Below are 13,984 nucleotides of genomic sequence, written 5' to 3' on the forward strand. Positions count from 1 at the left end.
CGTTGGCGTGCTGCTGTCCCGGGTGGAGCGGGTGCGCAAGTCCGGGCGGGGCTATACCGCGCGCTGCCCGGCCCATGAGGATCGCAGCGCATCCCTGTCCATTGCGGAAGGTAACGACGGCCGCGCGCTGGTGAAATGCTTTGCGGGGTGCGAAGTGCTGGCGGTCGTGCGCGCCCTGGGACTGGAGGTGGCCGACCTGTTCCCGCAGCGAGTTGCGGACGCCACGCCGGAAGGGCGCACCGCCGCGCGCGAAGCGTGGCGGCAAAGCGGTTGGGCGGCGGCGCTTGGCGTGCTGGCGCGGGAGGCATCCATCGTGGTCATTGCGGCGCGCGCCGTGGCCGATGGGCAGCCGCTGGGGCCGGACGATCATGCGCGGCTGCTGGTGGCCGTTGAGCGCATCGAAGGCGCGCGCGAGGTGCTGGCGTGACTTCCAGACTGGAGGAACAGGCGGAACGCGACCTGGCGCGAATGCAGGAAGCGCGCGATGGAAAGCGCCGGAGCAAGGCCAAGGCCGCCGACAAACCCAAGCCTGCCGACGATGCGCAAGCGCGGTTCATCGTGACTGACAGCGAGGCAATGGGCCGGCCGGGCGTCTACTGGATAGGGACCGCGCATGACCGGGCGACGGGCGCAACCATTGAGGCCGAACCGCAGTGGATTTGCTCGCCGCTACAAGTGGCCGCCGTGACCCGCGATGCAAGCGCCAGCGAATGGGGGCGGTTGCTGGTGTTCGCGGATCGCGACGGGCAGGAACACCGATGGGCAATGCCTATGGCGATGCTGGCCGGCAGCGGCGAAGAGCTGCGCGCCGAACTGTTGCGACAGGGGCTAGAAATCACTTCGATGGCGCAGCGGCGCAGTCGCCTGTTGGACTACATCGCCCAAGCGCGGCCCGAGGCGAAAGCCCGTTGCGTGCTGCGAACGGGTTGGCATGGTGGGACGTTCGTCCTACCTGCGGAAACCTTCGGAGAGCCGGACGGCGAGCCGGTTATTTTTCAAGGTGCAACGGTTGATGGCGTGGCGCTCGCGACAGCTGGGACGCTGGAGGAATGGCGCAGCGAAGTCGCCGCTCCCTGCGCCGGGAACTCGCGCCTAGTCTTGGCGTTGTCGGCCGCATTCGCTGGCCCCTGCCTGGGCCTGCTGGATACGGAAGGAGGCGGCTTCCATCTGAAAGGCAGCAGCAGTTCGGGCAAAAGCACGGCGCTTGCCGTGGCCGGCAGCGTGTTCGGGCCGCCCGCATACGTGCGCACCTGGCGCGCGACGGACAATGCACTAGAGGCCGTAGCATCGCTGTACTCGGATTTGCTGCTGCCGTTGGATGAGATTGGCCAGCTGGACCCGCGCAACGCAGGCGCGGCGGCCTATCTGCTAGCGAATGGGCAGGGCAAGAGCCGCAGCCATCGCGACGGCAGCGCGCGCGCGGCGGCTCGATTCCGGTTGCTGTTCCTGAGTGCGGGCGAGGTGGGGTTGGGCGATCTGGTGACCGCAGCCGGCCACAAGACGCGCGCAGGGCATGAGGTTCGCGTAATCGACGTGCCGGCCGACGTGGAAGGCGGTCGGGGCATTTTCGAGCGGCTACCCGAGGGCATGGACCCCGGGCCATTTGCCGATAGCCTGAAACGCGCCGCAGTGGCCCACCACGGCCACGCGCTGCGGGCATGGCTGCGGGCGCTTGCCGCCGGCACAACGGCCGCCATGGACGCACTGCGGGTGCGACGGGATGCAACGGCGGAAAGCCTGTGCGCGCACACCGCAGCCGGACAGGTGCGGCGCGTGGCGCAACGCTTCGCCTTGGCTGCTGCGGCTGGAGAGCTTGCAACCATGCACGGGCTGACCGGATGGCCGCAAGGCGAGGCAGAGCGTGCGGCGCGCGCATGCTTCGCGGCGTGGATTGCTTCCCGTGGAACCGATGGGGCAGCAGAGCCGGCCGCCATGTTGGCGCAGGTGCGGTTGTTCCTGGCGCAGCACGGCGAGGCGAGGTTCAGCCCGTGGCGTGACGCGGACGAATCGCACAAGCCGCGCACGATCAATCGGGCCGGGTTCCGCAAGGGGAAAGACGATGAGGGCGGATTGGCCTACTACATCGAACGCGAGGTGTTCCGTAGCGAGGTATGCAGCGGCTTTGATCCCCAACAGGTGGCGCGCACGCTGGCACTTCATGGCGCGTTGAGGCAGGGCAGTAACGGAGAGTTCACCCGAAGCGAGCGGCTACCGGATGGCCGGCGTGCGCGCGTCTACGTGGTGTTGCCGGAACTGTGGGCAGATGACGGCGACGATGCAGATGGCGGCGGTCCATGAGTGCGGCAGGCGCGAACGCGGATGCCCAAAGGCTGCGGCTAATCCGCATTGCCCAGGCGGAAGGCATGGACGCACGGCGGACTGTGCGCATGGCCGGCGGGGACTTGGACACCTTGGCCGCCTGTACCGACGTAGAGGTGTTGGCCTATGCCCGCGCCTTGCTTGCGCGCGCTGCGCGCCGATCCGGGCACGTGCCGGCGGGATGGTCACAGGCGTGCCAGTGCACCGGCTGCGGGCCCGTTTGGCTGTGGCAGGCCGCACCTGCGCGTGTGATCGCGTGTCCGTGGTGTTGGAACCGCAGGGACGGCTTGCCTGTTCCCTGCCCATTGGACGCATTTTGAAAGCGCGCGGCGGCAGGCGGGGCGGGAGTGCAGCAGGCGCGCGCCGGGCTTGTGGGTCCTCCCTAGGCCGCTCCCTTGCGGGTAATTCGGGCCGCAATGCCTGCCTAGGTAGTGAGCTGGGAACGAGGTTGACGGACGGAGTTGCAGAAATGACGGAACGGCTGGAAAACCATTCGGGAGCGCGGCGCGATGCACTGGCGTCAACATCGCGCGACCTGGAACTAGAGCTGTTGGGCTTGCGGGTCAACGGCGCGCAGCTGGGGTTGATGCTGGGAGTTAGCCGGCAGGCGGTATCCGCAGCGGCAAAGCGCGGAACTATCACTGCGCCGGGGCCTGATGGGCTTTTCGATGCGCGGCGCGCTGTGCGCGAATGGATGGCGAACACCGACCCCGCGCGCGTCCGGGCGCGGGCGATGAAACCCGGGGCGGAAATGGCCGCAGAGCTACGCGCCCGGGTGCAGGAGCTGGCAAGCGAGGTGGCCCGGCTTCGCGATGCCCTGGCTACCGAAAAGGAACGGGCCGACCATCGCGAGAGGGCGGCAGCAATTCGTGCCGAGGATGAGGCGGATCGCAACGTTACGCGACTCACGAGGGCACTTGCGAGCCGGTTTCCAGAGGCCGCAGCGGCACACGCCGATGGCCGGCTGCTGCGTTGGCTGGATGAACTGGTGGCGGTCGAATTCTACGGGCAGGACCTGGCAGCGTATCGGGCCGACTTCCCGGAGGATGAGGGCGCGGAGGGCTGCGAGTCCGCTGCGTGATCTGTCCCGGGTAGACCGTCAACCCGGGACAAACCCGGGACAGGGAAAGCCGCGCCACGGTTGATTGTCCCGGGTGTCCCGGGTGTCCCGGGTAGATACATAAAGGTTCCTTTGCAATCCCGCACCCGCACCCGTTTTCCTGCCCCTGAAAGTCCCCCCTGACCCTTACCCTTGCAGTTTCCGCCCGGGACAAGCGGGGCACCCGGGACACCGCGCCCCGCTTACGTTTCAGCGTCCCGGGTTTGTCCCGGGCAGTGCCGGACCCGGGACAAATAGCGTCCGCCGGCGTGCGATGCAGGCCGGGCCGACTACCAAAACCCCTAAGCCGCTGTTGCGTCTAGCCCGCTTTCGCGGTCCGAATTACCCGCAGGGGGCAGCCCTGGGGAGGACCCATTGCCCGGCCTGGCCATCGCGTCGAGATGGTCGCCCCTGCCTTCAATTCGCGCGCTGCATGCTTCCCCGTCCCCACCCCACAGCGCGCGGGCTACGCTGGCGCGTGAGACTTGCAGGGAGGCAGGCCCCGTCCGGCAACCCATGCCGGTCGCATGCCGAAGCGGCCAAGCGGTCGCCTTGAGGCAGTAACTATGGCGGTAACAGCTGGAGCTGGATTCTTGGAGTCAAGCTGTAGTGCGGGCTGTGGCCGATGATTCGATAGAGCCCACCCCAATAACAAAACCCCAACCGTTCTCGGTTGGGGTTTTTCTGCCCGATCGCGCCGGTTCCCGCGTGTTCTTGGGGGTTCCTGCGGAAGCCTGCGGACTGCACCGGTCAGCCTTCCAGCCCGTTCCGGGCCACATTCCACCTCTCCTGGCCATTCCTCGCTCCGGCATCGCTCTTTGGAAGTGGCCGGAAGTCCGCAAAGGCCGCAACTCAGACCCATACAGATCAAAGGGTTACGCGCGGACGAATCAAGCGGTTGGATTGCAGCATCGGGGGCGAAGGAAACGCTCCCGTTGCGTTTCGTCGGTCGTTATCGAGCACTACGACATATTGCAACGCGGAAGTACGTGCTTGGATGGTGGCCAAGACAAGAAACGCCTTGTCAGGACAATGTCCGGACGCCTACAATAAGGGCATCCAAGATCAGTCCGGAGGGGCACCATGAGCACCCTGAATCTTTCCAAGACCGAACGCATTGACGTTCGTGCCAGCACGCCGGTCAAGCAACTGCTGCAGGAAGCCGCACGCGCCTGCCACAAGAACGTCAGCGAGTTCCTGCTCGACGCGGGCGTGACGGCGGCCGCGCAGACACTGGCGGATCGTCGCCGGTTCGTGCTGGACGACACACAGTGGCAGGCCTTTCAGGAGGCGCTGGACCGCCCGGTGCAAAGCAAGCCGCGTCTGAAGAGGTTGCTGCGTGAGCCCGGGGTTCTGGATTGAGCGGTGCTTACTCCCCCGTTCGCAAGCTGGCTGCAACGGATCAGGTCGATGCCTTCGACTGCGGCCAGGCCGCGCTGAACCAGTTCCTGCAGCGCTACGCGCTCGTCAACCAGAAGGCCAACAGCGCGCAGACTTACGTCTGTTGCCAGGGTGACGTGGTGGTCGGCTTCTACAGCATCGCAGTCGGCAGTGTCGATCCGGAGGCCGCGCCGTCGAGAGTGATGAAGGGGCTGGCGCGCCACCCGGTGCCGGTCATGATCCTGGCCCGGCTCGCGGTGGACAAGGAACATCAGCGTAAAGGTCTGGGCCAGGCCTTGCTCAAGGATGCGCTGCTGCGTACCGCACAGGCTGCCGACATCGCCGGCATTCGTTGCCTGTTGGTCCATGCCAAAGACGACGCAGCGCGGCAGTGGTACGAATCGTGGGAATTTGAACCCAGCCCGACTGATCCGTACCATCTGTTCCTAATGCTGAAGGATCTCAAGGGCATGTTGGGCTGAGGGGTGCCTCCGCCTCAGAGCCCGACTCTCTCCCGCTGCTCATCCCACAACGCGGGTGGACCGACCAGAGTTCCGTAGACACTCATTCGCCGCTCTGCGCGTAGCGCCTTTCGAACTCTACCGGTGACATGCCGCCAGCGGAACCATGCCGGCGGATCGGGTTGTAGAACATCTCGATGTAGTCGAACACGTCCGATGTGGCGGTGGCCCGCGTCGGGTAGATCCGACGCTTGATCCGCTCCTTCTTCAGGACGCTGAAGAAGCTCTCGGCCACGGCGTTGTCGTGGCAGTTCCCGCGACGGCTCATGCTCGGCACCATCCGGTGCGCCTTCAGGAACGGCTGCCAGTTGCTGCTGGTGAACTGGCAGCCCTGGTCGGAGTGGACCATCACGCCCGGGCCGGGCTTGCGCCGCTATGCCGCGGCCGTCAGCGCCTGCAGCACCAGGTCGCTGGTCATCGTCGGCGCCGTCGCCCATCCGACGATCTGGCGCGAGTACAGGTCCATCACTGCCGCCAGGAACAGTTCCAGCCTTCGTAGGTGCGGATATAGGTGATATCCGTGACCCAGACCTTGTTCGGGGTGTGCGGCGAGAAGTCCCGATTGAGCACGTTCGCCACGGCGCCGACCGGACCGCTGCGGTGGCGCGGCTTGCCGCCGTAGCCCACCTGCGCCCGCAGGCCCTCCGCCTTCATCAGTCGCCAGACGCGATGCCGGCTGCATCGCTCGCCAGCGTCCCGCAGATCCAGGGCGATCTTGCGATAGCCGTACACCGCACCGCTAGCCAGCCAGTAGTGCCTGATCAGCCCGAGCAGACGCTGGTCCTCGCGCTCGCGGGCACTGGCTCCTTGGCGCAGCCAAGCGTAGTAGCCGCTGCGGTGCACGCCCAGCACCCGGCACATGGCGACCAGACGGAACTCGCGGATGTGCGCGCGCATGAACGCGTACTTCGCCCTTACCCCTTGGCAAAGTACGCGGCGGCTTTTTTTAGGATGTCGCGCTCCTCGGTCACGCGCCGCAGCTCGGCCTTCAGCCGGCGGATCTCGGCCGAGTCGCTCTGCGCTGCGGCGGCCACGGATAGCGGCGCCGTCCTCCTGGCCGCCTGCACCTGCTCATACAACGTGTGCTTGGGGATCCCGATCCGGGACGCCACGTCCACAACCGTAAAGCCGCGCTCCAGCACCTGCTTCACCGCTTCGGCCCGGAACTCATTCGTGTACTGCTTGCTGTTGCCCATAAACACCTCGGCCATTGCCATCAATTATGGCGTCCGGATGTCTACGAAAAGCTGGTCGGTCCACCGGCCGAATGGCCGGGGTTTTTCCATGCGCACCGCTTGCGGCGGCCCAAGCGGCTGCCTACAATGCGCGCGCTTCCAACTGCGGAGACTCCCCCAAGTGGGCACTTGTTCGAGCGACAGTCGTCGGCCGGCGCATGCCGGCATCTTCTCGGCAAGATAAGCGCAGGTCTCCTGCCGCTGTCTCGCCGGAAGCGAGAAGCGGTCGCGCGCGTCGCCATTCCCGGCGCGCTCCCTTCCCGACAGCTGCATGGCCATCCCCTGGCGGGACGGCCGCGAAGCGCGCTTGCCGTCCGGCAGGCGCGGCCCGGCGCAGGCGGCCGCTGGTCGCCGGGCGCGGGCAGTGCGCGCGGGGTGGCTCTGCCTCGACCAGCGAGGGGACCCCATATGCGCCTCATCCAGATCCACCGCGCCGGATGCGTGTCGGCGGTGCGTCCCGCCGGGTTGGCGCTCGCCTGGCTTGCCGCGGGCGCGGCGCATGCGGACAGCCCGATGGTGGTGGACGATGCCGGCATCGTCGCGCCCGGCCGCTGCCAGCTGGAGAGCTGGGTGCGGCAGGCGCGCCCCGGCACCGAGATATGGGCGCTGCCGGCCTGTAATCCTGGTGATGATCTGGAACTGACCGTGGGCGGCGCAGCCCTTGCGACGCGCGAGGCACGCACCGAGCGCGATGTGCTGGTGCAGGCCAAGACGATGCTGCAGCCGCTGGATGGCGGCGGCTGGGGAATCGCCCTGGCCCTGGGTGGCGTCCGCCACGCGGATGCAGGAACGATCGATGCCTATGCTTACGTGCCGGCCACACGCGCGTTCGCAGGGGAGGCACTGCTGGTGCACGTGAACCTGGGCTGGCTGCGCGAGGGCGCCAGCCGCCGCGACCACCTCAGCTGGGGAGTGGGCAGTGAGTGGCGGCTGGGGAAACGGACATCGCTGCTGGCCGAAACCTTCGGCCAGGACGCGGGCCGGCCGTCGTGGCAGGCCGGCGTCCGCCAGTGGCTGCTGCCGGAGCGCCTGCAACTGGATGCCACCTGCGGCAATCGCCTTGGCGGCGGGGCAGGGCAGCGCTGGGTCGCGATCGGCCTGCGCTGGCTGCCCAAGCCATGGCGCAGCGGATGACGGATTGCCATGTTGCGGCACCAGACTCCTGCTGCTTTCGATGGCGCTGATGCCTTGCCCTGAACCTTTGCCCTGATCCTTGTCCCGAGCCTGATGGACGGCATATCGGCCCCTGCCGCGACAGGGGCCACGGAGATCCCCATGAACTTCACCCTTCTGAAAGAGCTGTTCGCGAATTTCCTCAGCAACCGCCACTTCACCCGCCATTTCCGGCGGCTGGCGGTGCTGGACAGCGTGCTGCGCACGGACGTCAGCCGCGAGCTGCCGGCCGGTCTGGGCCAGCGCCTGGTGTCCGCCGCGCTGGCCGAGCCGGCGGCGCTGCTGGCGCAACTGGGCAGCGGCGAGCACGGCCTCGACGAAGACCAGGCCGAGGTCATCCGCGAACAGGTCGGTCCGAACGAGGTGGAGCAGGAAAAGCCGCTCACCTGGTGGCAGCACCTGTGGCTGTCCTACCGCAATCCGTTCAACCTGCTGCTGACGCTGCTGGCGGTCATCTCCTATCTGACCGAGGACATGAAGGCGACCGTGGTGATTGGCACCATGGTGGTGCTGTCCACCCTGCTGCGCTTCTGGCAGGAGTCCAAGGCGAACAAGGCGGCCGAAGCGCTGAAGGCGATGGTCAGCAACACTGCTACCGTGCTGCGCCCGCAGCCGCGGGACGGGCTGGACGAGGCGCGACCCGGCGCAGCGCGCGCCTACGGCGCCGGCGGCTACCGGGTGGAGCTGCCGATCAAGCAGCTGGTGCCGGGCGACGTGATCGTGCTGTCCGCTGGCGACATGATTCCTGCCGATTGCCGGGTGCTCACCGCCAAGGACCTGTTCGTGGCGCAGGCGGCGATGACCGGCGAGTCGATGCCGGTGGAGAAGTTCGCGTTCCAGCGCGATGCCGGGGCGATCAACCCGCTGGAGCTGGACGACATCCTGTTCATGGGCACCAACGTGGTGTCCGGCTCGGCCACGGCGGTAGTGCTCGGCACCGGCAACGCCACCTATTTCGGCGCGCTGGCCATCCGTGTCACCGCCACCGACCGCGCGCCGACCTCCTTCCAGGCGGGCGTCAACAAGGTGAGCTGGCTGCTGATCCGCTTCATGTTCGTGATGGCTCCGCTGGTGCTGTTCATCAACGGCTTCACCAAGGGCGACTGGATGGAGGCGCTGCTGTTCGCCCTGTCGATCGCGGTCGGCCTGACCCCGGAGATGCTGCCGATGATCGTCACCTCCACCCTGGCCAAGGGCGCGGTGTTCCTGTCGCGCAAGAAAGTCATCGTCAAGCGTCTGGATGCGATCCAGAACTTCGGCGCGATGGACGTGCTGTGCACCGACAAGACCGGCACGCTCACCCAGGACAGGATCTTCCTGGCCCGGCACGTGGACGTGTGGGGCGAGGAATCCGACGAAGTGCTGGAAATGGCCTACCTCAACAGCTACTACCAGACCGGGTTGAAGAACCTGCTGGACGTGGCGGTGCTGGAGCATGTGGAAGTGCACCAGGAGCTGAACCCGGCGAAAAACTTCCGCAAGGTGGACGAGATTCCGTTCGATTTCGAGCGCCGGCGCATGTCGGTGGTGGTGAGCGAGCGCGAAGATCACCACGAGCTGGTGTGCAAGGGGGCGGTAGAAGAAGTTCTGGCGGCCTGCACCCACGTGCGCCACGGCGCGCAGTCCGAGCCGCTGGGGCCGGAGCTGCTGGAGCGCATCCGCCAGGTGACGGCCGACCTCAACGAAGAAGGGCTGCGCGTGGTCGCGGTGGCGATGAAGGAAGTGCCGCCCACCCAGGAGGTGTATGGCGTGGCCGACGAGTGCGGCCTCACCCTGGTCGGCTACGTGGCCTTCCTCGACCCGCCGAAGGAATCCACCGCGCCGGCGCTCAAGGCGCTGGCCGGGCACGGCGTGGTGGTCAAGGTGCTGACCGGCGACAACGAACGGGTGACCGCCAAGATCTGCCGCGAAGTGGGGTTGGCGCAGCCGGGCGTGCTGCTGGGGGGCGACATCGAGCGGATGGACGATGCCGCGCTGGCGCAGGCGGTGGAGCGCCACAACGTGTTCGCCAAGCTGACGCCCGCGCACAAGGAGCGCATCGTGCGCCTGCTGAAGGCCAACGGCCACGTGGTGGGCTTCCTGGGCGATGGCATCAACGACGCGCCGGCGCTGCGCAGTGCCGACATCGGCATCTCGGTGGACACCGCGGTGGACATCGCCAAGGAGGCGGCCGACATCATCCTGCTGGAGAAGAGCCTGATGGTGCTGGAGGAGGGCGTGCAGGAAGGGCGTCGCACCTTCGCCAACATGCTCAAGTACATCAAGATGACGGCCAGCTCCAACTTCGGCAACGTGTTCTCGGTGCTGGTGGCCTCGGCCTTCATCCCGTTCCTGCCGATGCTGCCGATGCAGCTCTTGGTGCAGAACCTGCTGTACGACACCTCGCAGATCGCGATCCCGTTCGACCACGTGGACGAGGAGCTGCTGAAGAGTCCGCAGCGCTGGAACCCGGCCGACATCGGCCGCTTCATGGTGTTCTTCGGCCCGATCAGCTCGATCTTCGACATCGTCACCTTCGCGATGATGTGGTACGTGTTCGGCGCCAGCAGCCCGGCCCAGCAGACCCTGTTCCAGTCGGGCTGGTTCGTCGTCGGCCTGCTCACCCAGACCCTGATCGTGCACATGATCCGCACCCCGAAGATCCCGTTCATCCAGAGCCGGGCCTCGGCACCGCTGCTGGCGATGACGCTGGCGATCATGGCGATCGGCATCTTCCTGCCGATGGGCCCGCTGGCGCACTACTTCAAGCCGCAGGCGCTGCCGCCGCTGTACTTCGCCCTGCTGCCGCTGATCGTGCTGTCCTACATGGCCCTGACCCAGGCGATGAAGGGGTTCTATGTGCGCCGCTACGGCTGGCAGTGAGGGCGCGCCCGGCGCCCTGGTCCCCGCGGCAGGCGGCAAGAAGCATGCGAAGGCAACAACGAAAAACCCCCGGAAGGCCGGGGGTTTTCCGCAATCTGGTGGGCGGTGCAGGGTTCGAACCTGCGACCCTTGCCGTGTGAAGGCAATGCTCTACCGCTGAGCTAACCGCCCGTTGCGAGGCGCGCATTCTACAGCAACGCCCGGATTAGGCAACAGGGCTTTGCGCGCGCGGTAGCGCGCCTGCCGGGCAACGGGGCAGGCGATCACGGAAACGGCCGCTTGTGCGGCCTCCGGCTTGCGCCTGCGGGCCTGCCCCTCATAATGCCAAGTCCCCCGGGAGAGGATTCCGCATGCGCAACGGGTTGCGTTTCTTGTTGGTCTTGATGCTGGCATTGGGTCTGGCCGCGTGTGCCAGCGATGGCGGCGCGCGTTCCGGGCAGGCCAATGCGGTCGCCGGCAATGCCTTGCCGCCGCCGGATACCACCACGGCCTCCGGCGCCTACGAGGGCGCCACCGACTACCGCATCGGTGCCCAGGATCTGCTGGACATCAGCGTGTTCGGGGTACAGGACCTGGACAAGGAAGTGCGGGTGAACTCCAACGGGCAGATTTCGCTGCCGCTGATCGGTGCCGTGCTGGCCGGCGGCAGGACGATCCCGGAACTGGAGGCCGAACTGGCCAGGAAGTATTCCGAGGGCTACCTGCAGAACCCGCAGGTCAGCGTGTTCGTGAAGGAATACGCCAGCCAGCGCATCACCCTGGAGGGCGCGGTCAGCAAGCCGGGGATCTACCCGATCACCGGCAAGACCACGCTGCTGCAGGCGATCGCCCTGGCCGGCGGGCTGGACAACAAGGTGGCCGACCTTGGCGGCATCGTGCTGATGCGCCAGGTCAACGGCAAGCGGATGGCGGCGGTGTTCGACCTGCGCCAGGTCCGCCGCGGCATCGTCGAGGACCCGCAGGTGTACGGCGACGACATCGTGGTGGTCGAGCAGTCCGGTAGCAAATCCGCGTTCCGCAATTTCATCGAGAGCGCGCCGGCGATCGGCGTGTTCCGATGGTTCTTCCCCTGATCGATCAAGGACGATTCTGGAATGACCGACGAACGACTGCCCGCAGGGCCCGCCGGCGATGAGAGCCGGCTGCCGGCCCGGCACGATTCCCCGCATGGCGGCGCGCTTGCGCACCCGCGCGCGTCTGGCGGGATGCTCAGCCTGGAATTGCAGGACGAGCAGCGCCGCGACGACGACGAGATCGACCTGCTGGCGTACTGGCATGTCCTGGTCAAGCGCCGCCGCCTGATCATCGGCGTGCTGGCCGCGGTGGTGGCGCTGGCGCTGCTGGTGACGCTCACATCGACGCCGATCTACCGCGCCACTACCGTGCTGCAGCTGGAGAAGGAGGGCATCCAGGTGGTGCAGGTGAACGGCATCCAGCCCGGCGACAGCGGCGGCTGGGATCCGGAATTCCTGCAGACCCAGTACGAATTGATCCAGAGCCGCGCACTGGCCGAGCGGGTGGCCAATGAGCTGGATGTCGATCCGGCGACGTTGAGCAAGCTGGAGGACAGCGGCTGGCTGGGGCGCATGCTCGCGCTGCTGCATCCGCAGGCCAAACCGCAGCCCGGGCGCGCGCCAGCCGACTCGCGGCAGGACGCCGCGCGCCAGATGCGCGAAGTCGCCGGCATCATCAGCGCCGGCCTGAGCGTGGAGCCGATCCGCAACTCACGGCTGGTGCGCATCAATTTCGATAGCCCGTCGCCGCAGTTCTCCGCGCGCGCGGCCAATGCCATCGCCGAGGGCTATATCGCGGCCGGGCTGGAGCGCCGCTTCGGCGCCTCGTCTTATGCAAAGACTTACCTCGAGGATCAGCTGCGGCTGACCAAGGCCAAGCTGGAGGAGTCCGAGCGCAAGCTGGTGGAGTTCGCGCAGAAGGAAAACCTGGTCAATACCGGCGAGCAGGGGCAATCGCTGGCGGCGCAGAACCTCACCCAGCTCAACGCCGCGCTGGCCACCGCGCAGGACCAGCGCATCCGCGCGCAGGCGCGCTGGCAACAGGCGGCCAGCGGCGCCATGCCGGCCGACATGCTGAGCAACTCCAACGTGCGCGCGCTGCAGCAGCAGAAGGGCCTGCTGCAGGCGCAGTACCAGCTGAAGCTGCAGACGTTCAAGCCGGAGTACCCGGAGATGCTCCAGCTCAAGAGCCAGCTCGACGAGCTGGATCGCCAGATCGGCAAGGAGCTGGCTGCGATCCGCACGTCGGTCAAGGCCGAATATGACGCTGCGGTCCGACAGGAGCAGATGTTGAACGGCCAGATCGCGGCGCTGCGCACCCAGGCGCTGGACGTGGATGGGCGCAGCATCCAGTACAACATCCTCAAGCGCGAGGTGGACACCAACCGCCAGCTCTACGACGGCCTGCTGCAGCGCTACAAGGAGGTGGGCGTGGCCGGCGACGTGCGCGCCAACAACATTTCCATCATCGACCGCGCAGAAGTGCCGACCAGTCGCTTCAAGCCCAGCCTGACCATGAATCTGGCGATCGGTCTGCTGCTGGGAGGCGTGCTCGGCGTGCTGCTGGCGTTCCTGCTGGAGTTCCTCGACGACACCCTGAAGACGCCGGAAGACATCGAGCAGAAGCTGAAGCTGCCGGTGCTCGGCATCATTCCCAAACTCGGGCCGAAGGAGAACGTGGCGGAGGTCGCGGCCAATCCGCAGTCGTCGTTCTCGGAGGCCTATCGTTCGGTGCGCACGGCGCTGCAGTTTGCCACCGACCACGGGGTGCCCAAGACCCTGCTGGTCACCAGCAGCGGGCCGGGCGAGGGCAAGTCCACCACCGCGCTGGCGCTGGCGCGCAACCTCACCCAGCTCGGCAAGCGCGTGCTGCTGGTGGATGCCGACCTGCGCAATCCATCGCTGCACAAGACCCTGGGGCTGCGCGCCGAATTCGGGCTGAGCAATCTGCTGGCCGGCGCCTGCGCCTTCAATGCGGCGGTGCAGGAGACCGGCGACGAACGCCTGCAGGTGATCCTGGCCGGCCCGTTGCCGCCGAATCCGGCCGAGCTGCTGTCCGGTTCCAAGCTGGTCTCGCTGCTGACCGTCGGCGGCGAGCGCTACGACCACGTGATCCTGGACGGCCCGCCGGTGCTGGGGCTGGCGGATGCGCCGATCCTGTCCAACGCGGTCGACGGCACCCTGCTGGTGGTCACCAGCGCCAGAACCAAGATCAGCGCCGCGCAGTCGGCCCTGAAGCGCCTGCTGGCGGCACGCGCGCGGATCGTCGGCGCACTGCTGACCAAGTACGACGCCCGCACCGCCGGCTACGGCTATGGCTACGGCTACCGCTACGATTCGTACTACGCGTATGGCGGCAAGCCGCGGTTGACCAAGGGCTGA

General features: G+C 67.1%; 9 protein-coding genes, 1 tRNA gene and 1 pseudogene. 9 read left to right on the plus strand and 2 right to left on the minus strand.

The window, feature by feature from the left end:
• Window positions 1–22: 22 nt before the first annotated feature.
• The 5 genes from LJB71_RS06835 to LJB71_RS06855 all read left to right on the plus strand — a co-directional run bounded on the left by LJB71_RS06835 (window position 23) and on the right by LJB71_RS06855 (window position 5,280).
• Window positions 23–427, plus strand: a complete 405-nt coding sequence (locus tag LJB71_RS06835) for a hypothetical protein (protein ID WP_259303591.1) — start codon at window positions 23–25, stop codon at window positions 425–427.
• Window positions 424–2,298: a DUF927 domain-containing protein gene (locus tag LJB71_RS06840; RefSeq protein WP_259303592.1), complete on the plus strand. Its 1,875-nt coding sequence runs from the start codon at window positions 424–426 to the stop codon at window positions 2,296–2,298. The genes LJB71_RS06835 and LJB71_RS06840 overlap by 4 nt, the downstream gene beginning before the upstream one ends.
• Before the next feature lie 490 nt (window positions 2,299–2,788).
• Window positions 2,789–3,400, plus strand: a complete 612-nt coding sequence (locus LJB71_RS06845; RefSeq protein ID WP_259303593.1) for a hypothetical protein — start codon at window positions 2,789–2,791, stop codon at window positions 3,398–3,400.
• Between the two features lie 1,101 nt (window positions 3,401–4,501).
• Window positions 4,502–4,780 carry a DUF1778 domain-containing protein gene (locus LJB71_RS06850; RefSeq protein WP_259303594.1) on the plus strand — a complete coding sequence of 93 codons (279 nt, stop codon included), beginning with the start codon at window positions 4,502–4,504 and terminating at the stop codon, window positions 4,778–4,780.
• The gene (locus tag LJB71_RS06855; protein WP_259303595.1) at window positions 4,777–5,280 is read left to right on the plus strand and encodes a GNAT family N-acetyltransferase; all 504 of its coding nucleotides are present in this window, start codon (window positions 4,777–4,779) and stop codon (window positions 5,278–5,280) included. The genes LJB71_RS06850 and LJB71_RS06855 overlap by 4 nt, the downstream gene beginning before the upstream one ends.
• Window positions 5,281–5,362: 82 nt before the next feature.
• Here the strand turns inward: LJB71_RS06855 and LJB71_RS06860 are convergent.
• Window positions 5,363–6,515, minus strand: a pseudogene (locus LJB71_RS06860) (IS3 family transposase).
• A 168-nt stretch (window positions 6,516–6,683) separates the two neighbouring features.
• Between LJB71_RS06860 and LJB71_RS06865 the strand changes: the two are divergent.
• Both LJB71_RS06865 and mgtA read left to right on the plus strand, forming a co-directional pair.
• Entirely contained in the window at window positions 6,684–7,688 is a 1,005-nt protein-coding gene (locus LJB71_RS06865) for a hypothetical protein (protein ID WP_259303596.1), read from the plus strand.
• 141 nt (window positions 7,689–7,829) lie between these two features.
• Window positions 7,830–10,589, plus strand: a complete 2,760-nt coding sequence (gene mgtA / locus LJB71_RS06870; protein WP_259303597.1) for a magnesium-translocating P-type ATPase — start codon at window positions 7,830–7,832, stop codon at window positions 10,587–10,589.
• Window positions 10,590–10,685: 96 nt separating this feature from the next.
• Here the strand turns inward: mgtA and LJB71_RS06875 are convergent.
• Window positions 10,686–10,760 (minus strand) — tRNA-Val (locus tag LJB71_RS06875).
• A gap of 179 nt (window positions 10,761–10,939) precedes the next feature.
• On the opposite strand from LJB71_RS06875, the gene LJB71_RS06880 reads away from it, so the two are divergent.
• Together LJB71_RS06880 and LJB71_RS06885 are read left to right on the plus strand one after the other, a co-directional pair.
• Window positions 10,940–11,662: a polysaccharide biosynthesis/export family protein gene (locus LJB71_RS06880; RefSeq protein ID WP_259303598.1), complete on the plus strand. Its 723-nt coding sequence runs from the start codon at window positions 10,940–10,942 to the stop codon at window positions 11,660–11,662.
• Between the two features lie 21 nt (window positions 11,663–11,683).
• On the plus strand, window positions 11,684–13,984 hold the full coding sequence (locus tag LJB71_RS06885) for a polysaccharide biosynthesis tyrosine autokinase (protein ID WP_259303599.1): 2,301 nt from the start codon (window positions 11,684–11,686) through the stop codon (window positions 13,982–13,984).

It is taken from the genome of Thermomonas sp. S9 (genome assembly GCF_024704365.1).
Lineage (GTDB): Bacteria > Pseudomonadota > Gammaproteobacteria > Xanthomonadales > Xanthomonadaceae > Thermomonas.

Bases quoted from the DNA above. Each gene is read 5' to 3' on its own strand.
- LJB71_RS06845 (WP_259303593.1), top strand. From the start codon at position 2,789: ATGACGGAACGGCTGGAAAACCATTCGGGAGCGCGGCGCGATGCACTG.
- LJB71_RS06850 (WP_259303594.1), top strand. From the start codon at position 4,502: ATGAGCACCCTGAATCTTTCCAAGACCGAACGCATTGACGTTCGTGCC.
- mgtA (WP_259303597.1), top strand. From the start codon at position 7,830: ATGAACTTCACCCTTCTGAAAGAGCTGTTCGCGAATTTCCTCAGCAAC.
- LJB71_RS06880 (WP_259303598.1), top strand. From the start codon at position 10,940: ATGCGCAACGGGTTGCGTTTCTTGTTGGTCTTGATGCTGGCATTGGGT.
- LJB71_RS06885 (WP_259303599.1), top strand. From the start codon at position 11,684: ATGACCGACGAACGACTGCCCGCAGGGCCCGCCGGCGATGAGAGCCGG.